At 59.2% G+C, this 21,934-nt stretch carries 22 protein-coding genes; 16 read left to right on the forward strand and 6 right to left on the reverse strand.

The features are described from left to right. The first annotated feature begins 223 nt into the window (after positions 1 to 223). Both LOY38_RS04455 and LOY38_RS04460 read left to right on the forward strand, forming a co-directional pair. Positions 224 to 2,662, forward strand: coding sequence for a Lon protease family protein (locus tag LOY38_RS04455; protein WP_258698998.1), 2,439 nt, complete (start codon positions 224 to 226; stop codon positions 2,660 to 2,662). A 306-nt stretch (positions 2,663 to 2,968) separates the two neighbouring features. After that, a complete protein-coding gene (locus tag LOY38_RS04460) occupies positions 2,969 to 3,310 on the forward strand; it encodes a hypothetical protein (RefSeq protein ID WP_258698999.1) in 342 nt (113 codons plus the stop codon). 5 nt (positions 3,311 to 3,315) lie between these two features. On the opposite strand, the gene LOY38_RS04465 is transcribed toward LOY38_RS04460, so the two are convergent. Further along, positions 3,316 to 5,145: a hypothetical protein gene (locus tag LOY38_RS04465; RefSeq protein WP_258699000.1), complete on the reverse strand. Its 1,830-nt coding sequence runs from the start codon at positions 5,143 to 5,145 to the stop codon at positions 3,316 to 3,318. A gap of 159 nt (positions 5,146 to 5,304) precedes the next feature. Here LOY38_RS04465 and LOY38_RS04470 point away from each other — a divergent pair, with 159 nt between their 5' ends. From LOY38_RS04470 to LOY38_RS04480, 3 genes are all read left to right on the forward strand, one after another. Next, a complete protein-coding gene (locus tag LOY38_RS04470) occupies positions 5,305 to 5,793 on the forward strand; it encodes a TIGR00645 family protein (RefSeq protein WP_258699001.1) in 489 nt (162 codons plus the stop codon). Between the two features lie 204 nt (positions 5,794 to 5,997). Then, positions 5,998 to 6,291, forward strand: a complete 294-nt coding sequence (locus LOY38_RS04475) for a DUF6482 family protein (RefSeq protein WP_258699002.1) — start codon at positions 5,998 to 6,000, stop codon at positions 6,289 to 6,291. A 129-nt stretch (positions 6,292 to 6,420) separates the two neighbouring features. After that, entirely contained in the window at positions 6,421 to 7,038 is a 618-nt protein-coding gene (locus LOY38_RS04480; RefSeq protein WP_007938433.1) for an FKBP-type peptidyl-prolyl cis-trans isomerase, read from the forward strand. 130 nt (positions 7,039 to 7,168) lie between these two features. On the opposite strand, the gene LOY38_RS04485 is transcribed toward LOY38_RS04480, so the two are convergent. The 3 genes from LOY38_RS04485 to LOY38_RS04495 form a co-directional block, all read right to left on the reverse strand. After that, positions 7,169 to 7,426, reverse strand: a complete 258-nt coding sequence (locus LOY38_RS04485) for a hypothetical protein (protein WP_258699003.1) — start codon at positions 7,424 to 7,426, stop codon at positions 7,169 to 7,171. A 209-nt stretch (positions 7,427 to 7,635) separates the two neighbouring features. Further along, positions 7,636 to 7,977, reverse strand: a complete 342-nt coding sequence (locus LOY38_RS04490) for a zinc ribbon domain-containing protein YjdM (RefSeq protein ID WP_258699004.1) — start codon at positions 7,975 to 7,977, stop codon at positions 7,636 to 7,638. 190 nt (positions 7,978 to 8,167) lie between these two features. Further along, complete coding sequence (locus tag LOY38_RS04495) at positions 8,168 to 9,136, reverse strand: polyprenyl synthetase family protein (RefSeq protein WP_019650960.1); 969 nt, start codon at positions 9,134 to 9,136, stop codon at positions 8,168 to 8,170. A gap of 240 nt (positions 9,137 to 9,376) precedes the next feature. Here LOY38_RS04495 and rplU point away from each other — a divergent pair, with 240 nt between their 5' ends. From rplU to LOY38_RS04520, 5 genes are all read left to right on the forward strand, one after another. Then, on the forward strand, positions 9,377 to 9,691 hold the full coding sequence (gene rplU, locus LOY38_RS04500; protein ID WP_007901869.1) for a 50S ribosomal protein L21: 315 nt from the start codon (positions 9,377 to 9,379) through the stop codon (positions 9,689 to 9,691). Positions 9,692 to 9,726: 35 nt separating this feature from the next. Continuing rightward, positions 9,727 to 10,002 (forward strand): 50S ribosomal protein L27, encoded by a 276-nt coding sequence (gene rpmA / locus LOY38_RS04505; protein WP_007901871.1) that lies wholly within the window; start codon positions 9,727 to 9,729, stop codon positions 10,000 to 10,002. Positions 10,003 to 10,197: 195 nt separating this feature from the next. Next, positions 10,198 to 11,421, forward strand: a complete 1,224-nt coding sequence (cgtA, locus tag LOY38_RS04510) for an Obg family GTPase CgtA (RefSeq protein ID WP_253418535.1) — start codon at positions 10,198 to 10,200, stop codon at positions 11,419 to 11,421. 123 nt (positions 11,422 to 11,544) lie between these two features. Continuing rightward, positions 11,545 to 12,663: a glutamate 5-kinase gene (gene proB / locus LOY38_RS04515; protein WP_258700650.1), complete on the forward strand. Its 1,119-nt coding sequence runs from the start codon at positions 11,545 to 11,547 to the stop codon at positions 12,661 to 12,663. Positions 12,664 to 12,675: 12 nt separating this feature from the next. Next, positions 12,676 to 13,140 (forward strand): CreA family protein, encoded by a 465-nt coding sequence (locus tag LOY38_RS04520; RefSeq protein ID WP_258699005.1) that lies wholly within the window; start codon positions 12,676 to 12,678, stop codon positions 13,138 to 13,140. A gap of 185 nt (positions 13,141 to 13,325) precedes the next feature. Here LOY38_RS04520 and rpsT read toward each other — a convergent pair whose 3' ends face one another. Continuing rightward, positions 13,326 to 13,604, reverse strand: coding sequence for a 30S ribosomal protein S20 (rpsT, locus tag LOY38_RS04525; protein ID WP_003185593.1), 279 nt, complete (start codon positions 13,602 to 13,604; stop codon positions 13,326 to 13,328). Between the two features lie 252 nt (positions 13,605 to 13,856). On the opposite strand from rpsT, the gene murJ reads away from it, so the two are divergent. The 6 genes from murJ (at position 13,857) to ispH (ending at position 21,361) form a co-directional block, all read left to right on the forward strand. Continuing rightward, positions 13,857 to 15,395 (forward strand): murein biosynthesis integral membrane protein MurJ, encoded by a 1,539-nt coding sequence (gene murJ, locus LOY38_RS04530; RefSeq protein ID WP_258699006.1) that lies wholly within the window; start codon positions 13,857 to 13,859, stop codon positions 15,393 to 15,395. A gap of 129 nt (positions 15,396 to 15,524) precedes the next feature. Continuing rightward, positions 15,525 to 16,475 carry a bifunctional riboflavin kinase/FAD synthetase gene (ribF, locus tag LOY38_RS04535; protein ID WP_258699007.1) on the forward strand — a complete coding sequence of 317 codons (951 nt, stop codon included), beginning with the start codon at positions 15,525 to 15,527 and terminating at the stop codon, positions 16,473 to 16,475. Beyond that, complete coding sequence (ileS, locus tag LOY38_RS04540; protein WP_258699008.1) at positions 16,476 to 19,307, forward strand: isoleucine--tRNA ligase; 2,832 nt, start codon at positions 16,476 to 16,478, stop codon at positions 19,305 to 19,307. Next, positions 19,300 to 19,812, forward strand: a complete 513-nt coding sequence (lspA, locus tag LOY38_RS04545; protein WP_258699009.1) for a signal peptidase II — start codon at positions 19,300 to 19,302, stop codon at positions 19,810 to 19,812. The genes ileS and lspA overlap by 8 nt, the downstream gene beginning before the upstream one ends. 7 nt (positions 19,813 to 19,819) lie before the next feature. Beyond that, positions 19,820 to 20,257: an FKBP-type peptidyl-prolyl cis-trans isomerase gene (fkpB, locus tag LOY38_RS04550; RefSeq protein ID WP_258700651.1), complete on the forward strand. Its 438-nt coding sequence runs from the start codon at positions 19,820 to 19,822 to the stop codon at positions 20,255 to 20,257. 156 nt (positions 20,258 to 20,413) lie between these two features. Next, positions 20,414 to 21,361: a 4-hydroxy-3-methylbut-2-enyl diphosphate reductase gene (ispH, locus tag LOY38_RS04555; RefSeq protein WP_008008700.1), complete on the forward strand. Its 948-nt coding sequence runs from the start codon at positions 20,414 to 20,416 to the stop codon at positions 21,359 to 21,361. Here the strand turns inward: ispH and LOY38_RS04560 are convergent. After that, positions 21,330 to 21,887: a GspH/FimT family pseudopilin gene (locus tag LOY38_RS04560; RefSeq protein ID WP_258700652.1), complete on the reverse strand. Its 558-nt coding sequence runs from the start codon at positions 21,885 to 21,887 to the stop codon at positions 21,330 to 21,332. The genes ispH and LOY38_RS04560 overlap by 32 nt on opposite strands. Between the last annotated feature and the right edge of the window lie 47 nt (positions 21,888 to 21,934).

The raw sequence follows: 21,934 nt of genomic DNA on the forward strand, positions 1-21,934 counted from the left end.
CCCCTAATGGTGCCAGTGGGCCGGTTATTAGTTCCAGCCGCGCGGTTTGGAGTTTAAGGGGTTGCGTAACCTTTTGCGAAACATTCCTTGAAAACATTGATTTTGACCCGCTCGGCCTGGAGCTGGCGCTTTGTCTAAGCTTTGGCTTGAGGCGCGCCTTGCCAGTGAGGTACGGGCAGCGCCAGAATGCCGCTATCTGCCCCGCCTGATGTAAGGAAGCCCGATGCCTGATCCTGTTGCTGCCAGCTTGCGTCTAGCGCCCGAAGCGCTGACCCGTCCGTTTTCCGCTGAACAGTTCAGCTTCTCTACCACCAATGATCTGGAGCCCTTCCGCGGTGTGCTTGGCCAGGAACGTGCGGTCGAAGCCTTGCAGTTCGGTGTGGCCATGCCACGCCCCGGTTACAACGTATTCGTCATGGGCGAGCCCGGCACTGGCCGCTTCTCGTTCGTCAAACGCTACCTCAAGGCCGAAGGCAAACGCCTGCAGACCCCGGCGGACTGGGTCTACGTCAATAATTTCGATGAGCCGCGCGAGCCTCGCGCCCTGGAGTTGCCGTCGGGCACCGCAGGCGCCTTCATCGGCGACATCAACGGTTTGATCGACAACCTGTTGGCGACCTTTCCGGCGGTGTTCGAGCACCCGTCCTACCAGCAGAAGAAAAGCGCCATCGACCGCGCTTTCAACCAGCGTTATGACCGGGCACTGGACGTGATCGAGCGTCTGGCGCTGGAGAAAGAGGTCGCGCTGTACCGCGACAGCAGCAACATCGCCTTCACGCCGATGAGCGAAGGCAAGGCCCTGGATGAGGCTGAGTTCGCCCAGTTGCCGGAAGCCGAGCGCGAGCGCTTTCATGACGACATTTCCGGGCTCGAAGAGCGGTTGAACGAAGAACTTGCCAGCCTGCCGCAATGGAAGCGCGAGTCGAGCAATCAGCTGCGTCAGCTCAACGAAGAAACCATCACCCTGGCCTTGCAGCCATTGCTGTCGCCGCTGTCGGAAAAGTACGCGGAAAACGCAGGCGTTTGCGGTTACCTGCAAGCGATGCAGGTGTACCTGCTCAAGACAGTGGTCGAGCAACTGGTGGACGACAGCAAGACCGACGCTGTCGCCCGCAAATTGCTTGAAGAGCAATACGCCCCGAGCCTGGTGGTGGGTCATCCGTTCAGCGGCGGTGCGCCGGTGGTCTTCGAGCCGCACCCGACCTACGACAACCTGTTCGGTCGCATCGAATACAGCACCGACCAAGGCGCGCTCTACACCACCTATCGGCAGCTGCGACCGGGTGCGCTGCACCGGGCCAATGGCGGTTTCCTGATCCTCGAAGCGGAAAAAATGCTCAGCGAGCCATTTGTGTGGGATGCGCTCAAGCGCGCCCTGCAATCGCGCAAGCTGAAAATGGAATCGCCTCTGGGTGAGCTGGGCCGTCTGGCCACCGTGACCCTGACACCGCAAAACATTCCGTTGCAGGTCAAGGTCGTCATCATCGGCGCCCGGCAGCTCTACTACACGCTGCAAGACCTCGATCCGGACTTCCAGGAGATGTTCCGCGTCCTGGTGGATTTCGACGAAGACATCCCGATGGTCGACGAGAGCCTGGAGCAGTTCGCCCAGTTACTCAAAACCCGTACGTCCGAGGAAGGCATGGCGCCGCTGACCGCCGATGCGGTGGCGCGTCTGGCGACTTACAGCGCGCGTCTGGCCGAACATCAAGGGCGTTTGTCGGCGCGGATCGGCGATCTGTTCCAGCTGGTCAGCGAGGCGGATTTCATTCGCGACCTGGCGGGTGACGAGATGACCGACGCCGGGCACATCGAACGTGCACTCAAGGCCAAGGCCACCCGTACCGGGCGCGTTTCGGCGCGGATTCTCGATGACATGCTGGCCGGGATCATTCTGATCGACACCGATGGCGCGGCGGTCGGCAAGTGCAACGGGCTGACGGTGCTGGAAGTCGGCGATTCGGCTTTCGGGGTGCCGGCGCGGATCTCCGCCACGGTTTATCCGGGCGGCAGCGGTATCGTCGACATCGAGCGCGAGGTCAACCTCGGCCAGCCGATCCACTCCAAAGGCGTGATGATCCTCACCGGGTACCTGGGCAGCCGTTATGCGCAGGAATTCCCGCTGGCGATTTCCGCGAGTATCGCCCTGGAGCAGTCCTACGGTTATGTCGACGGCGATAGCGCGTCTTTGGGCGAGGCCTGCACACTGATCTCGGCCTTGTCGAAAACCCCGCTCAAGCAGTGCTTCGCGATTACCGGTTCGATCAACCAGTTCGGTGAAGTGCAGGCGGTAGGCGGGGTCAACGAGAAGATCGAAGGTTTCTTCCGGCTCTGCGAAGCTCGCGGCCTGACCGGTGAGCAAGGGGCGATCATTCCTCACGCCAACGTCGCCACGCTGATGCTCGACGAGAAGGTGCTGGCGGCAGTGCGCGCGGGGCAGTTCCATGTCTACGCGGTGCGCCAGGCCGACGAAGCCCTGAGCCTGTTGGTCGGCGAGCCGGCCGGTGAGCCGGATGAGAATGGCGAATTTCCTGAAGGCAGCGTCAACGCCCGGGTGGTGGAACGCTTGCGGGTGATCGCGGAAATGATCAGCGACGAAGACCTCAAGGAGGCCGAAAAGGAGTTGGCGCAGGAAGCGTTGGTGGAAACCAAGCCGGCCTGACGCGCCCCCCCCATGTAGGAGCGGGCTTACTCGCGAAGACGGACTGACATTCAGCATTAATGTCGACTGTTATGCCGCCTTCGCGAGCAAGCCCGCTCCCACAGGGTTTTGTGTTCAATGCAAATTAAAAGCGTCGCCAAAATGGCGTCAATATTCACGCCGTGACCGCTCGGCGCCTTCTGGTCTCGGTCCGCGTGCGAGCCGAACTTTTCTTCTATTCTCAGCTCAAGGACATCGACAGTAATCACTGGATCGAGACAGCCTTCCCGTGGGGGCTGAATACCGGATCTACCGAGGGTCGCCGCCATGTCGCGCAACCTCTGCCTCACCCGTCAATGCCTGGGCCTTGTGACCCGTATCGAATGTGCTATCCGCCCGCTGGCGGGAGATACGGGCATGTGGACCTTGCTCTTCGCCGCCGGAATGGCCGGCGAACAACCTTCAGCCATCAAGGCTCAGGGCCCGTTTCATGGGCCGGTCGTGGCTGAGTCGATCCTCGACACCATTGTTGAAAGTCTGACTCTGCATGGCTACGAATTGGCCGATGACCCGCAAATCTGGTGCCTGCACCTGCAAGCCCAGTTGCGAGAGATCAATGGTGGCCGTTGCCGCAACCTTGGCGGTTTCGAGTTTCGGCCCGAGCACTGAACAGGCTATTGATCAAGGTTGCCTGGCTCGGCCTTATCGAGTTTGACCTCGAAACCGTACTGCACGGTGGTGAGGTTGGTTCGCTGATAAGTTTCCAGACGTGTGGGCTGGCCATAGAAGTAATGCACTGCGAATAACGCCGGGCCTTGCGTGCTCGCGTCATGAATGACCGAAAGAATCTCTTTCAGATAGTTGCCACTGTTGTCCTTGGCGAAAAAGCGCCAGTCCTGGGCGGGAAACAGCTTCAAATCAACCACCAGTGCATTCCCTTTGAACGCCAGGCCTTTGGGCAATGGTTGGGTGTCGTACGTTTGCTGGCCGATAGTCGCCAGGAGCAGGGGCATGGAGCCCACCGCGTAGGCCGGTGTTTCTGCAAACAGATTCAGATCGTAGGTGATGGTGCCGCGTAGCGGGTCGACCTGATACGCCTCCGGTGGCAGTTCGATCGGCCCATCGCGCTGCCCCTTGTCATCTTGGGTAAAGAACGTCACCGGGCTTTCGCTGGGATTGAAAGAGGTGCCGAGCAGTTCGTCATTGAAGCTTCTGGGGTGATCGAACTCGATGCGCGCGGCGCTCGGGTCATCGACCGACTGACTGATGCTGATGCTCTTTTTCAATTGCTCCTCGCCCAGCGTTGCACCTTTGAGCCAGGTCGCGGCCTGGTCGTCATACACCACCACGGGCAAGGTCAGTGGCTGGATGGTTTTTTCCGTGGTGTGCTGGTCGAAGCGGCGTACCGGCAGGTCCAGGTTTTTTCGAGTGACCGTGACCCCCGAGAAGTCCAGCAGGCTGACTTCGAGGGTTTCGATCGGTCCGTTGAAGTACACCTTGGTGTAATGCCGGGTCTGTTGCTTTTCAAACGCACGCTGATCGTCGTCGAGCTGTTTTTCGAATGCTTCGCTCCAGCCCTTCTGCTGCTGCATTTGCGCCAGTTGTTTTTGATAGAACGCAATTTGTGCGGCAGTTTCATTGATCGCGCCCGAGCGAGCGAGGAATTGCCCGGTGGCGTCCCTGGCCTGAACGATCAGTGGGTTGAGCGGCGTATCGCGGACCTCGGGGTCTGGCGGCGCGCTGTTACTGAATTCGATTTCGGCATGGTTTTTTTCAAGCTTCAGCAGCGTGACACTGAGGTTGTCGTTGGTGCGCGTCTGGCCGACGTCCTTTTTCGTCAGGTCGAAGCTGTAGAGCCGGCGTGGAGCGATGATTTCCACCTTGCCTTGCAGGCTCACCGGTTGTGGCTGGTTCTTCCTATCCACATCCAGCCCCTCGATGAAGGGGTAGGTCACCGTCAGATCATCGGGGCTGGTCAGGTTGGAGCTCGACGGGCTCAACTGAATGCCTGGATCGGTTTCCGACCATTCCGGCTGGAACGCGATGACGCGCTTGTTGCTCAGGGTCACCGATTGCCATTCCAGGCCATGAGGAAAAAGGAACGTGCCCGGAATGTTGAAGTTGAAGGGGAATACCGGTTGCAGGTCGGTCAGGTAATCCGAACTGGAATCCTTGTGCAGCACGAACAGATCGTTGATGTAGGTGTCGACCAGTGCCTGGGGCGTGGGGTAGTGCTTGAGCACGACGAGGGCGTCTTCGCCGTATTCGGTGACCACCGGTTTGCTGTCGAGCTTGAGTTGTGCGCGCTCGAGCAATAACAGTGAGCCGCCTAGCTCGGCCACGGCGTCCCTGAGTTTCGGATCCTCGATCGTCTCCAGGGATTTTTCGAACTGCGCGGTCTTTTCTTCGAGGCTGACCTGGCGTTTCTCATCGCTGGGCGAACAACCACCGAGCAACAGAGCGAGGCAAAGTCCGGCACTCGTTAAAGGCAATCGCACATCCATTTCCAGTCTTCCTGTCTGACGCCGCTGACCTGTCAATGATCTGGACACTAGCAGAAAAACTTTGTCACACACACGCAGGTTGCGGATTTTCCGGCGGTTTCTGGGTGTAACAGGTGGCTGTTATACTCGCCGCCATTTCCAGCCCTGATGTGAGATTTAATGGAACGCTTTATCGAAAATGCAATGTACGCTTCCCGTTGGCTACTGGCACCGATCTATTTCGGTTTGTCTCTGGGGTTGCTGGCATTGGCGCTCAAATTCTTCCAGGAAGTCTTCCACGTCATCCCTAACGTGTTCTCGATGGTCGAGTCGGAACTGATTCTGGTATTGCTGTCGCTGATCGACATGGCGCTGGTGGGCGGCTTGCTGGTGATGGTGATGATCTCCGGTTACGAGAACTTCGTCTCCCAGCTGGATATCGACGACAGCAAGGAAAAGCTCAACTGGTTGGGCACCATGGATTCATCTTCGTTGAAGATGAAGGTCGCGGCTTCCATCGTGGCGATTTCGTCGATCCACCTGCTGCGAGTCTTCATGGACGCCAAGAACGTCGATCCCGAGCATCTGCAGTGGTACGTGATCATCCACATGACCTTTGTGGTGTCTGCGTTTGCCATGGGCTATCTGGACAAGCTGACCAAGCACTGATCGACTGATTCTTGTGGGAGTGGGCTTGCTCGCGAAGAGGCCATGACATTCAGCATCATCGTTGGCAGTTGCACCGTCTTCGCGAGCAAGCCCGCTCCCACAGAGTTGTGAAACAGACAGGCGGTGTCGTTTGTGGCTTGTGCTTTGGCACGTCGAGGCATATCCCTGTAAGGATCCTGACTCGCCACTGCATGAGGTGCGTTCATGAACCTGCAAGAGTTGAATGTGTTTGCCATCGCCGGAAAGATCGATGAGCTGAACCTGGTTTCGATGGAAGGCGTGTTCTACGTGCTGGAGGCACGGATGCATGGCTCGGCGCACCCATTGCTCGATGCCCACGGCAAGATATTGCAGCTGCGCTCGGTCGAGCATGCGCGTGAAGTGCTTCACGCCTGTCCCAAGTCATTCAACGTTGTACATACCCCGGCTCATGACGAAATGTGCGGTGCCAGCACTGAGGAAAGCCCAAAAGTGCCGAGCACCTTCCGTTCTGCGTAACAGGGCTGACACCGCTCATCAACGTGACGGCATCTGTGCTAGTCTGCTGGCCCTTTTTTATGAAGGGCTCTTCTGGAAGTGCTGTACGAATATTTACCTTTCAGGGATGCCCCACAGCGGAGCAGTGTGATGTCCGAAGTAAATCTGTCCACCGACGAAACCCGCGTCAGCTACGGCATTGGCCGTCAGTTGGGCGACCAGCTGCGTGACAACCCGCCACCGGGCGTTAGCCTGGACGCGATCCTGGCTGGCCTGACCGACGCGTTCGCCGGCAAGCCAAGCCGTGTGGGTCAGGAAGAAATGTCCGCCAGCTTCAAAGTGATCCGCGAGATCATGCAAGCCGAAGCGGCTGCCAAGGCTGAAGCGGCTGCTGGCGAAGGTCTGGCTTTCCTGGCTGAAAACGCCAAGCGCGAAGGCATCACCACCCTGGCTTCCGGCCTGCAATTCGAAGTGCTGACTCAAGGTGAAGGCGCCAAGCCAACCCGTGAGGATCAAGTGCGCACTCACTACCACGGCACCCTGATCGACGGCACTGTGTTCGACAGCTCCTACGAGCGTGGTCAGCCTGCAGAATTCCCGGTTGGCGGCGTCATCGCTGGCTGGACCGAAGCCCTGCAACTGATGAACGCCGGCAGCAAATGGCGTCTGTACGTGCCGAGCGAACTGGCTTACGGCGCTCAAGGCGTTGGCAGCATTCCGCCGCACAGCGTACTGGTATTCGACGTCGAACTGCTCGACGTTCTGTAATGCCCGGCCTGTCGTTATGACGGGCTAATGTGGGAGCGAGCCTGCTCGCGATGCAGTCAACTCGGTTTTTCTGTGAAACCGAGGTGATGCCATCGCGAGCAGGCTCGCTCCCACAGTTTTTTGCGTTGTCTCATAGTTCGATCTTATGGTTCAGCTCACTGGTCGGGCGCAACGCCCGGGCATAGCAGAACAGAAACAGATTGCGCACCAGTTCCTTGAGCACCACCGGCTCACTGGAACTCAGGCCGTTGACGTCCAGATCACCCTGATCCTGCAGCTCGTTCAAGGCTTCTTCTTCAAGCACCGCACAGACTTCCCCGGTTTCCCGATGCAGGATTCTGAGGTAGGGATGTGGGCGGTCCAGCCAGGCATCGATCAAATAAGTCATGGGTCTCATCTCCATTGATGGGTTTCAATGAGAATAATTCTTATTCGTCAAATAGCAAGGACCTATTGGCGGTCTGTGTTTTTTTATGGGTAAAGATTGCGTAAGGTCAAAACGGCTGGCGTTTGGCTATTGCGAGGAATGTTGGGCGAAGCGGGGGGGGGGAGGCGAAGCACCATCCCACGCCAGGCGCGGGATGGAATACAGCAGGCTCAGACTTTTCTGACGAACTCGGATTTGAGCTTCATCGGGCCAATGCCGTCGATCTTGCAGTCGATGTCATGATCGCCATCGCACAGGCGGATGTTCTTGACCTTGGTGCCGACCTTGACCACCAGCGACGTGCCCTTGACCTTGAGATCCTTGATCACGGTGATGATATCGCCGTCCTGCAGAACGTTGCCGACCGAATCCTTTTTCACGGTGTCGTCGGAGGCCACTTCGGCTTCGCCGCTGGCGGACCACTCATGGGCGCACTCCGGGCAGATCAGCTGCGCGCCGTCTTCGTAGGTGTATTCGGAATTGCATTTCGGGCAGGGTGGCAACGTGCTCACTAAAGCTCCTTGGATTCAGGATGGCTAAAAACGCACATTATATAGGGTTTTAGGCAGGAGGGGGGCAACGCTACTCCTGTGGGAGCCGGGCTTGCCCGCGATGCGGGCGCCCCGGTGTTTCAGATGCACCGCGGTGATGCCATCGCAGGCAAGCCAGCTCCCAACAGGAGCCGGTCCTTGCAAGAGGGTGTCAGTGCGTACGGGCTACCGCAAACTCGCTCAATTCCACCAATGCATCGCGGTATTCGCTGGCAGGCAGCGCGTCCAGGCACTTGATCGCACGGGCCACGTAGTCGCGGGCCAGTTGCGCGGTGTAATCCAGCGAGCCGGAAGCTTCGACAGCTTCGCGAATGCTTTCCAGATCTTCGATGCCACCTTTCTGGATCGCCTGACGAACCAGTGCGGCCTGCTCCGGAGTGCCTTCGCGCATGGTGTAGATCAGCGGCAGAGTCGGTTTGCCTTCGGCCAGATCGTCACCGACGTTCTTGCCCAGGGTCTCGGCATCGCCACGGTAGTCCAGCAGGTCGTCGACCAATTGGAAGGCCACGCCCAGGTGATCACCGAAGGTGCGCAGCGCTTCGCTCTGTTCCAGCGAGGCCCCGGCCAGGGCGGCGGCACTGTGGGTCGAGGCTTCGAAGAGCATCGCGGTTTTGCCGCGGATGACTTCCATGTAGGTTTCTTCGGTGGTGCTGGCGTCGCGGACCTTCGACAGCTGCAACACTTCGCCTTCAGCGATGATGCGCGTGGCTTGCGAAAGGATCTTCATCACCGGCATGGAGCCCAGTTCGACCATCATTTCGAAAGAACGCGAATACAGGAAGTCGCCCACCAGCACGCTCGGCGCGTTGCCCCACATGGCATTGGCGGTCGAGCGACCACGGCGCATGCCTGACATGTCGACGACGTCGTCATGTAGCAGGGTGGCGGTGTGCAGGAACTCGATGGTGGCGGCCAGCAGACGCAGGTCATCGCCTTCGCGGCCCAGCGCCTTGCCGCACAGCAGCACGAGCAACGGACGCAGGCGTTTACCGCCAGCCGAGGTAATGTAGTCGCCGATTTTCGATACCAGCGGCACTCGGGAAGTCAGCTGCTTCTTGATGATGCCGTCGACGGCGCTAAAATCGTCCGCCACCGCGCGGTAGAAAGCTTGGGGTTGCATCAGCGACAGTTGCTCCAGAAGGGGTGCGCGGCATGCTAGGACCCACGTCCGGGCCTGTCAAGGCACGATGGACGGCCACTTGCAACGCCAGAGCAGCTTGCGTACAATCGCGCACCCTGAACTTCCTGGGCAGCACCTGCCTTACGCAATTGCAAACAGGCCTTCCAGCCTTATGCAGCCATGCCAGCCAATACCTCTTCTTATAAAGAGCTGGGTGAGCAGGATTATCGGAGAAATACCATGTCTTATGCAGTAATCGTTACTGGTGGCAAGCAGTACAAAGTTGCTCCAGGTGAATACCTGAAGATCGAAAAACTGGAAATCGCTACCGGCGAATCCGTAACTTTTGATCGCGTTCTGTTGGTTGCCAATGGCGACGACGTGAATATCGGCGCTCCAGTTGTTCCTGGCGCTACCGTTGTGGCTGAAGTGATCTCCCAAGGTCGTCACGATAAAGTCCGCATCATCAAGTTCCGTCGCCGTAAGCACCACATGAAGCGTATGGGCCACCGCCAGTGGTACACCGAGATCAAAATCACCGGTATTCAGGCTTAATTTCAGCCTAATTCCTCACTAGGAGAATTGAACTCATGGCACACAAAAAAGCTGGTGGTAGTACCCGTAACGGTCGCGACTCAGAAGCCAAGCGCCTTGGCGTGAAGATGTATGGCGGCCAGGTTATCATTCCGGGCAACATCATCGTGCGTCAGCGCGGTACCCAATTCCACGCTGGCTACGGCGTTGGCATGGGCAAGGATCACACTCTGTTCGCTAAAATCGACGGCGTGATCAAGTTCGAAGTAAAAGGCGCCTTCGGTCGTCGTTACGTGAGCATTGTCCCGAAGACTGACGTCGTCGCGGCATAATTACGTAGTTGCTGGAAAAGCCCTGTCTTGCGACGGGGCTTTTTCGTTTGTGGGGTGAGTCTCTTGCAAAGCTGTTTGTGATGGGCTCCAGCGCTGTATTGGCGGTCGTTGATTGAGGTCGCTGCGCTCATTTTTGCAAGAGTCTTATGTCTTGGTTGTTTTTCGGCTCGTCCGTATGGCGAGAGGCGTTTTGTTATGAAGTTTGTTGATGAAGTATCGATTCGAGTAAAGGCCGGCGACGGTGGCAACGGTTGCATGAGTTTCCGTCGGGAAAAATTCATTGAAAACGGCGGCCCGAACGGCGGCGACGGTGGCGATGGCGGCTCCATCTACATGATGGCCGACGAAAACCTGAACACCCTGGTCGACTACCGTTACACCCGGCACTTCGATGCTGAGCGTGGCTCCAACGGTGGCAGCACCGACTGCACCGGCAAAAAAGGTGAAGACCTGGTCCTGCGGGTGCCGGTCGGTACCACTGTGATCGACTCTGCTACCCAGGAAGTCATCGGCGACCTGACCAAGGCTGGTCAGCGTCTGCTCGTGGTTCAGGGCGGCTGGCACGGTCTGGGTAACACTCGTTTCAAATCCAGTACCAACCGCGCACCGCGCCAGACCACGCCGGGTAAGCCGGGTGAGCAGCGCGACCTGAAACTGGAAATGAAAGTATTGGCGGACGTCGGCCTGCTCGGTTTGCCGAATGCCGGTAAAAGCACCTTCATTCGCTCGGTGTCGGCCGCCAAGCCGAAAGTCGCTGACTACCCGTTCACCACGCTGGTGCCGAACCTGGGTGTGGTCAGCGTCGATCGCTGGAAGAGCTTCGTGGTGGCGGACATTCCGGGCCTGATCGAAGGTGCTTCCGACGGTGCGGGCCTGGGGATTCGCTTCCTCAAGCACTTGTCGCGTACCCGTTTGCTGCTGCACCTCGTCGACATGGCGCCGCTGGATGACACCAGTGCTCCGGACGCCGCTGAAGTGATCGTCAGCGAGCTGACCAAGTTCAGTCCGTCCCTGGCCGAGCGTGATCGCTGGCTGGTGCTGAACAAGTGCGACCAGATCCTCGAAGAGGAGCACGATGCTCGCGTCAAGGAAATCGTTGATCGTCTGGAGTGGACCGGTCCGGTCTACGTGATCTCGGCGATCGCCAAGCAAGGCACCGAGCGTCTGTGCCACGACATCATGCGTTACCTGGAAGATCGTGCCGATCGTCTGGCTAACGACCCGGCCTACAAGGAAGAGCTGGCCGAGCTCGATCAGCGCATCGAAGACGAAGCCCGTGCCCAGTTGCAGGCGCTGGACGATCAGCGTGCTCTGCGCCGCAGCGGCGTGAAGTCGGTCCATGACATCGGTGACGACGATTGGGACGAAGAAGATGTGGATGACGAAGACGGTCCGGAAATCATTTACGTGCGTGACTGATTCGTTGCGATAAACTTAAGCGCCGCTCACTGGAGCGGCGTTTTAGTATCTGGAAATCGGTAGTCACGAATAACGTTACGGGCAGCGCTGGGTCGTGCTGTCCTCAAGCTAAGGTTGAAGATGATGCGGAGCAAGGTGACAGGTGCGCAGCGTTGGGTCGTGAAAATCGGCAGCGCTTTGCTGACGGCGGACGGCAAGGGCCTGGATCGCGCGGCAATGGGTGTCTGGGTCGAGCAGATGGTTGCCCTGCATGAGGCAGGTGTTGAGCTGGTGCTGGTGTCCTCCGGGGCGGTGGCGGCGGGCATGAGTCGTCTGGGCTGGACCGTACGACCCGGTGCCATGCACGAGTTGCAGGCGGCTGCCGCCATCGGTCAGATGGGGTTGGTGCAGGCTTGGGAGTCGAGCTTCGCCGAGCATGGCCGGCATACCGCGCAGATTCTCCTGACTCACGACGATTTGTCCGACCGCAAGCGCTACCTGAACGCTCGCAGTACGCTGCGCGCGCTGGTCGAGCTTAAGGTGATCCCGGTGATCAACGAGAACGACACCGTGGTCACTGACGAAATCCGTTTCGGCGACAACGACACGCTGGCGGCGCTGGTGGCGAACCTGGTCGAGGCTGATTTGCTGGTGATCCTCACCGATCGCGACGGCATGTTCGACGCTGATCCGCGCAACAATCCCGATGCCAAGCTGATTTACGAAGCGCGAGCCGATGATCCGGCGCTGGATGCGGTCGCCGGCGGCACTGGCGGTGCGCTGGGGCGTGGCGGTATGCAGACCAAATTGCGCGCCGCACGTCTGGCGGCGCGTTCCGGTGCGCACACCATCATTGTCGGTGGGCGTATTGAGCGGGTGCTGGATCGCCTCAAGGCTGGCGAGCGCATCGGCACCTTGCTGTCGCCTGAGCGCGGCATGCTGGCGGCGCGCAAACAGTGGTTGGCCGGGCATCTGCAAACCCGCGGTACTCTGGTGCTGGATGCGGGCGCGGTGACGGCGTTGTCCCAAGGCAATAAAAGCTTGCTGCCGGTGGGCGTCAAACTGGTCCAGGGCAGTTTTCGTCGTGGCGAAATGGTGGTTTGTGTGGCGCCGGACGGTCGTGAAATTGCCCGTGGCCTGGCTAACTACAGCGCGCTGGAAGCACAAAAAATCATCGGTCAGTCGTCTGAGGCGATTGTCGGTTTGTTGGGTTACATGGCTGAGCCGGAGCTGGTTCACCGCGATAACCTGATTCTGGTCTGAAGGAATACCTGAATGCGTATGGCAAAAGGATTATTGAGCTTGTTGTTGGCGATGCCGCTGCTGGCCTCGGCTGAGGAAATTGGTCAGGTGTCGACGGTGTTCAAGTTCGTCGGCCCGAACGACCGTATCGTTGTCGAGGCGTTTGATGATCCGAAGGTTGAGGGGGTGACCTGCTACCTGTCCCGGGCCAAAACTGGCGGCGTGAAAGGTGGGTTGGGCTTGGCCGAGGATCGCGCTGAGGCGTCGATTGCCTGCCGTCAGGTCGGGCCGATCAATTTCAAGGGTGAGCTCAAGGATGGCGAGGAAGTGTTCAAGGAGCGCACCTCGCTGGTATTCAAGACCATGCAGGTGGTGCGCTTCCTCGACAAGAAGCGCAATACGCTGGTGTATCTGGTCTACAGTGATCGTTTGATCGAGGGCAGCCCGCAGAATGCGGTGACGGCGATTCCGATTCTGCCATGGACTCACGCTCAATAAGTTAACGCAGATCCAAATGTGGGGGCGGGCTTGCTCGCGAAGACTGACTAACATCCAACACTTGTGTTGACTGTTATGCCGCCTTCGCGAGCAAGCCCGCTCCCGCATTTTTTTTGCGGTGTATTCGATAAATCGCAGGCAATAAAAAACCGACCCTAAGGTCGGTTTTTTAATGAGCGTGTCGCTTAGGCAGCAGCGGCAACGTTCAGGGCCTTTACGTGGCCATTCAGGCGGCTCTTATGGCGAGCAGCTTTGTTCTTGTGGATGATGCCTTTATCGGCCATACGGTCGATAACTGGCACGGCCAGAACGTAAGCAGCTTGAGCTTTTTCAGCGTCTTTTGCGTCGATGGCTTTAACTACATTCTTGATGTAGGTACGAACCATGGAACGCAGGCTGGCGTTGTGGCTGCGACGCTTCTCAGCCTGTTTTGCACGTTTTTTGGCGGAAGGTGTGTTGGCCACCGTCGAGCTCCTCGAAAGACTTTTTAGGAAATAGCAAACAAAATAGGCCGCGAATCATGCCGATGAGTTGATGTCTTGTCAAGGGCGGTTGAAACGATCCGCTAAGTGGCAGGTATGGAGCGCCGGGATATTTCTTTCCGGCGTGCGACCTGTAAACTCGCGAGCTTTGGCTCTGTGCTGTTGCGGCGCGGAGTATCGCATAAGTAGGCGCGTTGTTCGCCTGCTGTTTATCGACAGGCAAAAACTCTTTCAATGAATCTGCTCAAATCGTTGGCCGCTGTCAGCTCTATCACGATGCTTTCCCGAGTGTTGGGGTTTGTTCGTGACACCCTAATCGCCCGTGCATTTGGTGCGGGGATGGCGACCGACGCCTTCTTTATCGCCTTCAAACTGCCCAATCTACTGCGGCGGATCTTCGCCGAAGGGGCGTTTTCCCAAGCCTTCGTGCCGATTCTTGCCGAATACAAAAGTCAGAAGGGTGAGGAGGCGACGCGAACCTTCATTGCCTACGTCTCGGGCCTGCTGACGCTGGTGCTGGCGCTGGTCACCGTGTTGGGCATGCTTGCCGCGCCCTGGGTTATCTGGGCCACGGCACCGGGTTTCGTCGATTCTCCGGAAAAATTCGAGCTGACCACCGACCTGTTACGGGTCACTTTTCCTTATATATTGCTGATCTCGCTGTCTTCATTGGCCGGAGCGATCCTCAACACCTGGAACCGCTTCTCGGTGCCGGCCTTCGTGCCGACCCTGCTCAATGTCAGCATGATCATCTTTTCGGTGTTCCTGACGCCGTACTTCGATCCGCCGGTGATGGCGCTGGGCTGGGCCGTTCTGGTGGGGGGGCTGGCGCAGTTGCTGTTCCAGCTGCCACACCTGAAAAAGATCGGCATGCTGGTGCTGCCGCGCCTGAGCCTGCGCGATAGCGGTGTCTGGCGGGTCATGAAACAGATGCTGCCGGCGATCATTGGCGTTTCGGTGAGCCAGATTTCGCTGATCATCAACACCATATTCGCTTCGTTTCTGGTGGCCGGTTCCGTGTCCTGGATGTATTACGCCGACCGTCTGATGGAATTGCCATCCGGCGTACTGGGTGTGGCACTGGGAACGATTTTGCTGCCGACCCTGGCCAAGACTTACGCCAACCAGGATCGCCACGAATATTCACGGATACTCGATTGGGGGCTGCGCCTGTGCTTCATGCTGGTGTTGCCGTGCTCTCTGGCGCTGGGGATTCTGGCAGAGCCGCTGACGGTTTCGTTGTTTCAGTACGGCCAGTTCAGCGCTTTTGACGCGACCATGACCCAGCGCGCGTTAATCGCTTATTCCGTCGGTTTGCTGGGGATTATCGTGATCAAAGTGCTGGCGCCGGGCTTTTATGCGCAACAAAACATTCGCACCCCGGTAAAAATCGCGATTTTCACCCTGATCGTCACCCAGCTGTTCAACCTGGTGCTGATCGGGCCGTTGGCTCACGCCGGTCTGGCCTTGGCCATCAGCGTGGGGGCCTGCATCAACGCCGGGCTGCTGTTCTATCAACTGCGCAAGCAGCAGATGTATCAGCCACAACCGGGCTGGGCGAAGTTCGGGCTCAAACTGTTGGTGGCGGTCGCGGTGATGTCCGCGGTATTGCTGGGTGCGATGCACTTTATGCCGGCCTGGGAGCAGGGGCATATGCTTGAGCGCCTGCTGCGTCTGGGCGCGTTGGTGATCGCCGGCGTGGTGGCGTATTTCGGCATGTTGCTGTTGATGGGCTTCCGTTTGCGCGACTTCAATCGCAAGGCATTGAGCTGAGGCTTTTGTCTCGATAGATACGGGCGGGCCGACGGTTTTGTCGGCTCGATCACTTTGGGTTACGGTGTTGCCTGTCGTCGGCCGCCGGGTGTGGTTATAATCGACCACTTTATGAGCAAGAAGCGCGTTATGCAGCTGGTTCGAGGCCTCCACAACCTGCGCCCCCAGCATCGGGGCTGTGTCGCCACTATTGGCAACTTTGACGGTGTTCACCGTGGTCACCAGGCTATCCTGGCCCGGCTGCGTGAGCGTGCGCTCGAGTTGGGCGTGCCCAGCTGCGTGGTGATTTTCGAGCCGCAGCCGCGAGAGTTCTTCGCCCCGGACACCGCCCCGGCCCGTCTGGCCCGCCTGCGGGACAAACTGCAGTTGCTGGCCGAAGAAGGTGTCGATCGGGTGCTGTGCCTGGCTTTCAATCAGCGGCTGAGCAAACTCAGCGCCAGAGAGTTCGTCGATACTATTCTGGTGGACGGCCTCGGCGTGCAGCATCTGGAAGTCGGTGACGATTTCCGTTTCGGCTGTGACCGGCTGGGGGATTTCGATTTCCTGCAGCAGGCCGGCGCCCTTCAGGGGTTTACCGTCGAAGCGGCGCAGACCGTCGAGATGGACGGCATTCGTGTCAGCAGCACTCAGGTGCGTAATGCCCTGGCCGCTGCCGATTTTGCCTTGGCCGAGCAGTTGCTCGGTCGTCCGTACCGGATTGCCGGGCGAGTCCTGCACGGCCAGAAGCTGGCGCGCCAGCTGGGTACGCCCACGGTCAACGTGCAGCTCAAGCGTCGTCGTGTGCCGCTGAGCGGGGTTTACCTGGTCAACGTCGACATCGACGGCAAGACCTGGCCGGGCGTTGCCAATATCGGCGTGCGGCCAACGGTCGAAGGGGATGGCAAAGCCCACCTCGAAGTACACCTTTTAGATTTTGCCGGCGATCTGTATGACCGGCGTTTGACGGTGGTTTTCCACCACAAGCTGCGTGAAGAGCAGCGTTTCGCCTCTCTGGAGGCGCTTAAGACGGCGATCAATGCGGATGTTGCCGCCGCCCGTGCCCTGTCGCACCTAGCGCCAATCGCTAATGAAGAGCCTTAAATGACCGACTATAAAGCCACGCTAAACCTTCCGGACACCGCCTTCCCAATGAAGGCCGGCCTGCCTCAGCGCGAACCGCAGATTCTGCAGCGCTGGGACAGCATTGGCCTGTACGGTAAGTTGCGCGAGATTGGCAAGGATCGTCCGAAGTTCGTACTGCACGACGGTCCTCCGTACGCCAACGGCACGATTCACATCGGTCATGCGCTGAACAAGATTCTCAAGGACATGATCATCCGCTCGAAAACCCTGTCGGGTTTCGACGCGCCTTATGTTCCGGGCTGGGACTGCCATGGTCTGCCGATCGAGCACAAAGTCGAAGTGACTCACGGCAAGAACCTGGGCGCCGACAAAACCCGCGAACTGTGCCGTGCCTACGCCACCGAGCAGATCGAAGGGCAGAAATCCGAATTCATCCGTCTGGGCGTGTTGGGCGATTTCGCCAACCCGTACAAGACCATGGACTTCAAAAACGAGGCCGGTGAAATCCGCGCCCTGGCGGAAATCGTCAAGGGTGGCTTCGTATTCAAGGGCCTGAAGCCTGTGAACTGGTGCTTTGACTGCGGTTCGGCCCTGGCTGAAGCGGAAGTCGAGTACGAGAACAAAAAGTCCGCGACCATCGACGTGGCGTTCCCGATCGCCGACGAAGCCAAACTGGCCGCCGCGTTCGGTCTGCCATCGCTGGGCAAAACCGCCTCGATCGTGATCTGGACCACCACCCCGTGGACCATCCCGGCCAACCAGGCGCTGAACGTTCACCCAGAGTTCAACTACGCCCTGGTCGACGTCGGCGACAAGCTGCTGGTGCTGGCTGAAGAGCTGGTCGAGTCCTGCCTGGCCCGCTACAGCGTGGAAGGTTCGGTGATCGCCACCACCACCGGCAAGGCGCTGGAGCTGATCAACTTCCGTCACCCGTTCTACGATCGTCTGTCGCCGGTTTACCTGGCCGATTACGTCGAACTGGGCGCGGGCACCGGCGTGGTCCACTCCGCGCCAGCCTACGGCGTAGACGACTTCGTGACCTGCAAAGCCTACGGCATGGTCAACGACGACATCCTGAACCCGGTACAAAGCAACGGCGTGTATGTGCCGTCGCTGGAGTTCTTCGGCGGCCAGTTCATCTGGAAGGCCAACCCGGCCATCGTCGACAAACTGACCGAAGTCGGCGCGCTGCTGCACACCACCACCATCGAACACAGCTACATGCACTGCTGGCGTCACAAGACCCCGCTGATCTACCGCGCCACCGCGCAGTGGTTCATCGGCATGGACAAAGAGCCGACGACTGGCGACACCCTGCGCAAACGCGCAATCAAAGCCATCGAAGACACCAAGTTCGTTCCGGCCTGGGGCCAGGCGCGTCTGCACTCGATGATCGCCAACCGTCCGGACTGGTGCATCTCCCGTCAGCGTAACTGGGGTGTGCCGATCCCGTTCTTCCTGAACAAGGAAAGCGGCGAACTGCACCCACGCACCGTCGAGCTGATGGAAATCGTCGCCCAGCGCGTCGAAGTCGAAGGTATCGAAGCCTGGTTCAAGATGGACGCCGCCGAGTTGCTCGGTGAAGAGGCGCCGCTGTACGACAAGATCAGCGACACCCTGGACGTCTGGTTCGACTCGGGCACCACGCACTGGCACGTCCTGCGCGGTTCGCACCCGATGGGCCACGAAACCGGTCCACGCGCCGACCTGTATCTGGAAGGCTCGGACCAACACCGCGGCTGGTTCCACTCGTCGTTGCTGACTGGTTGCGCTATCGACGACCACGCCCCATACCGCGAGCTGCTGACCCACGGTTTCACCGTTGACGAGTCCGGTCGCAAAATGTCCAAGTCCCTGGGCAACGTAATCGCGCCGCAGAAGGTCAACGACACCCTGGGCGCCGATATCATGCGTCTGTGGGTCGCTTCCACCGACTATTCGGGTGAAATGGCGGTTTCCGAGCAGATCCTGCAACGCAGTGCGGACGCCTACCGGCGTATCCGTAACACCGCGCGCTTCCTGCTTTCCAACCTGACCGGTTTCAACCCGGCCACCGACATCCTGCCGGCCGAAGAAATGCTGGCGCTGGACCGTTGGGCCGTGGACCGCACCCTGTTGCTGCAACGCGAGCTGCAGGAGCACTACGGCGAATACCGCTTCTGGAACGTTTACTCCAAGATCCACAACTTCTGCGTGCAGGAGTTGGGCGGTTTCTACCTGGACATCATCAAGGACCGTCAGTACACCACTGGCGCCGACAGCAAGGCCCGTCGTTCGTGCCAGACCGCGCTGTTCCACATCAGCGAAGCGCTGGTGCGCTGGATCGCGCCGATCCTGGCGTTCACCGCCGACGAGCTGTGGCAGTACCTGCCGGGCGAGCGTAACGAGTCTGTGATGCTCAACACCTGGTACGAAGGCCTGACTGAACTGCCGGAAGGCTTCGAGCTGGACCGCGCCTACTGGGAGCGGATCATGGCGGTGAAGGTGGCGGTCAACAAGGAAATGGAAATCCAGCGCGCGGCGAAGGCTGTCGGTGGCAACCTGCAAGCCGAAGTGACACTGTTCGCCGAAGACGCGCTGAGTGCCGATCTGGCCAAGCTGAGCAACGAACTGCGCTTCGTGCTGATCACCTCGACCGCCAGCGTTGCACCGTTCGTGCAGGCGCCGGCCGACGCGGTGGTCACCGAAGTCAGCGGCCTGAAGCTCAAAGTGGTCAAGTCGGGCTTCGCCAAGTGCGCCCGTTGCTGGCATTGCCGTGAAGACGTCGGCGTGAACCCGGAGCATCCGGAAATCTGCGGTCGTTGCGTCGATAACATCAGCGGCGCGGGCGAGGTTCGTCACTATGCCTAATGCCGTTGGCCGTTTCGGACGGCTGAGCTGGCTCTGGTTGAGTTTGCTGGTCCTGGTCATTGACCAGGCCAGCAAGTTCTACTTCGAAGGCAAGCTCGAGATGTACCAGCAAATCGTGGTGATCCCCGATTTGTTCAGCTGGACCCTGGCCTACAACACCGGCGCGGCGTTCAGCTTCCTGGCCGATAGCTCGGGCTGGCAGCGTTGGCTGTTCGCCTTGATCGCGGTGGTGGTCAGCGCGGTGCTGGTGATCTGGCTCAAGCGCCTGGGGCGCCACGAAACCTGGCTGGCGATTGCGCTGGCCTTGGTGCTGGGTGGCGCGCTGGGCAATCTGTACGACCGCATTGCCCTGGGCCATGTGATCGATTTCATTCTGGTGCACTGGCAGAACCGCTGGTATTTCCCGGCGTTCAACTTTGCTGACAGTGCTATTTCTGTCGGTGCCGTGATGCTTGCGCTGGATATGTTCAAAAGTAAGAAGACCGGAGAAACCGTTCATGACTGAGCAGGTATTGGCTGAGCAACGCATTGGCCAGAACACGGAAGTCACCTTGCACTTTGCATTGCGCCTGGAGAACGGCGACACCGTCGACAGTACCTTCGACAAAGCCCCGGCGACCTTCAAGGTCGGCGACGGCAACCTGTTGCCAGGCTTCGAAGCCGCGCTGTTCGGCTTCAAGGCCGGCGACAAGCGCAGCCTGACCGTCGAGCCGGAAAACGCCTTTGGTCAACCTAATCCGCAAAATGTGCAGATCATCCCGCGCTCGCAGTTCCAGGACATGGAACTGTCGCCAGGACTGCTGGTGATCTTCAACGATGCGGCCAATACCGAGCTGCCAGGCGTGGTGAAGGAATTCGATGATGTGCAAGTGACCATCGACTTCAACCACCCGCTCGCCGGTAAAACCTTGACCTTTGACGTCGAGATCATCAACGTCAAAGCGCTGTAAGTAACAAAGCAGATCCAGTGTGGGAGCGGGCTTGCCCGCGATAGCGATGCAGCAGTCGACATCAATGGCGACTGTGAAGCCATCATCGCGGGCAAGCCCGCTCCCACAGGGGTTGCAATGATCTAACTTCCCTGCGCGCAAGACACGAGGCACAGCATGCAAATCAAACTCGCCAACCCCCGTGGCTTCTGCGCCGGTGTGGACCGGGCGATCGAAATCGTCAACCGCGCCCTGGAAGTCTTCGGGCCGCCGATCTACGTGCGCCATGAAGTGGTCCACAACAAGTTCGTTGTCGAAGACTTGCGCGCCCGTGGGGCAATCTTCGTCGAGGAACTGGATCAGGTGCCGGACGACGTGATCGTGATCTTCAGTGCCCACGGGGTTTCCCAGGCCGTGCGCACCGAAGCCGCAGGTCGTGGCCTGAAGGTGTTCGACGCTACCTGCCCGCTGGTGACCAAGGTACACATCGAAGTCGCGCGTTACAGCCGCGACGGTCGTGAATGCATCCTCATCGGCCATGCCGGCCATCCGGAGGTCGAAGGCACCATGGGCCAGTACGATGGCAGCAATGGTGGCGCGATCTATCTGGTCGAAGACGAAAAAGACGTCGCAGCGTTGCAGGTGAACAACCCTGAAAGGCTGGCCTTCGTTACCCAGACCACCCTGTCCATGGACGATACCAGCCGCGTGATCGACGCTCTGCGTACACGTTTCCCGGCGATCGGCGGTCCGCGCAAGGACGACATCTGCTACGCCACGCAAAACCGTCAAGACGCCGTCAAACAACTGGCCGACGAATGCGACGTGGTGCTGGTGGTCGGTAGCCCGAACAGCTCCAACTCCAATCGTCTGCGTGAACTGGCCGAACGCATGGCTACCCCGGCCTATCTGATCGACGGCGCCGAAGACCTGCAAAAGAGCTGGTTCGACGGTGTCGAGCGTATTGGTATCACCGCCGGTGCCTCCGCTCCGGAAGTGCTGGTGCGTGGCGTGATTCAGCAATTGCAGGCCTGGGGCGCCACCGGTGCCGATGAACTGGCCGGCCGCGAAGAGAACATCACGTTCTCCATGCCTAAAGAGTTGCGCGTGCGCTCCTTGCTTTAACGCTTTTCCCTCCTGGACACAGCGCCTGCTCAGCCTGATGGCTGCGCAGGCTGACGCGACCGGTCGCGGCCAGCACCACCTGGAGCTGAGAGACCGGTTCGCGGGCTGCGCAAATGTGCAGTGTCCCTGCTTGAAAGGCCCGTCCGGGCATCTGTGGTTCGCCAATACTGTTGAAACGTATGTATCGCCTGACCGGCCAGTTGCCGACAATCGGCACCCGGGCGCCACTCGCGCGCTCAACCAGCAGCGGATTGCTGCTGTCCTCCGGGCCTTTGCCGCTGAGATCCAGAATGATCCGCCAGCCCTGACCCCAGTCGCCGTTGAGGCCGTGAATCACAACGCTCTGATTGCGTGTGATGGCAGCGGTTCTGGCATTACGTATGCCGCTGGCAATCGACTGCGCTGCCTGCTCCCGATGGTTCGATTCTGTAAAGGCGGCGAACGCCGGGCTGACCAGTTGCAGAACAATCCCGACAATCGTCAGTCCCATGAGCAGTTCGATCAGGCTGAAACCTTGCTGACGCATGTCATCTCCCTCCCTGGAGTGCTGCGGCCCGCGCGATCCTTGCGCGA

This window comes from Pseudomonas sp. B21-015 (assembly GCF_024749285.1).
Taxonomy (GTDB): Bacteria; Pseudomonadota; Gammaproteobacteria; order Pseudomonadales; family Pseudomonadaceae; genus Aquipseudomonas.

Coding starts and splice junctions, on each gene's coding strand:
- LOY38_RS04455 (WP_258698998.1), top strand. CDS start 224: ATGCCTGATCCTGTTGCTGCCAGCTTGCGTCTAGCGCCCGAAGCGCTG.
- LOY38_RS04460 (WP_258698999.1), top strand. CDS start 2,969: ATGTCGCGCAACCTCTGCCTCACCCGTCAATGCCTGGGCCTTGTGACC.
- LOY38_RS04465 (WP_258699000.1), bottom strand. CDS start 5,145: ATGGATGTGCGATTGCCTTTAACGAGTGCCGGACTTTGCCTCGCTCTG.
- LOY38_RS04470 (WP_258699001.1), top strand. CDS start 5,305: ATGGAACGCTTTATCGAAAATGCAATGTACGCTTCCCGTTGGCTACTG.
- LOY38_RS04475 (WP_258699002.1), top strand. CDS start 5,998: ATGAACCTGCAAGAGTTGAATGTGTTTGCCATCGCCGGAAAGATCGAT.
- LOY38_RS04480 (WP_007938433.1), top strand. CDS start 6,421: ATGTCCGAAGTAAATCTGTCCACCGACGAAACCCGCGTCAGCTACGGC.
- LOY38_RS04485 (WP_258699003.1), bottom strand. CDS start 7,426: ATGACTTATTTGATCGATGCCTGGCTGGACCGCCCACATCCCTACCTC.
- LOY38_RS04495 (WP_019650960.1), bottom strand. CDS start 9,136: ATGCAACCCCAAGCTTTCTACCGCGCGGTGGCGGACGATTTTAGCGCC.
- rplU (WP_007901869.1), top strand. CDS start 9,377: ATGTCTTATGCAGTAATCGTTACTGGTGGCAAGCAGTACAAAGTTGCT.
- rpmA (WP_007901871.1), top strand. CDS start 9,727: ATGGCACACAAAAAAGCTGGTGGTAGTACCCGTAACGGTCGCGACTCA.
- cgtA (WP_253418535.1), top strand. CDS start 10,198: ATGAAGTTTGTTGATGAAGTATCGATTCGAGTAAAGGCCGGCGACGGT.
- proB (WP_258700650.1), top strand. CDS start 11,545: ATGCGGAGCAAGGTGACAGGTGCGCAGCGTTGGGTCGTGAAAATCGGC.
- LOY38_RS04520 (WP_258699005.1), top strand. CDS start 12,676: ATGCGTATGGCAAAAGGATTATTGAGCTTGTTGTTGGCGATGCCGCTG.
- murJ (WP_258699006.1), top strand. CDS start 13,857: ATGAATCTGCTCAAATCGTTGGCCGCTGTCAGCTCTATCACGATGCTT.
- ribF (WP_258699007.1), top strand. CDS start 15,525: ATGCAGCTGGTTCGAGGCCTCCACAACCTGCGCCCCCAGCATCGGGGC.
- ileS (WP_258699008.1), top strand. CDS start 16,476: ATGACCGACTATAAAGCCACGCTAAACCTTCCGGACACCGCCTTCCCA.
- lspA (WP_258699009.1), top strand. CDS start 19,300: ATGCCTAATGCCGTTGGCCGTTTCGGACGGCTGAGCTGGCTCTGGTTG.
- ispH (WP_008008700.1), top strand. CDS start 20,414: ATGCAAATCAAACTCGCCAACCCCCGTGGCTTCTGCGCCGGTGTGGAC.
- LOY38_RS04560 (WP_258700652.1), bottom strand. CDS start 21,887: ATGCGTCAGCAAGGTTTCAGCCTGATCGAACTGCTCATGGGACTGACG.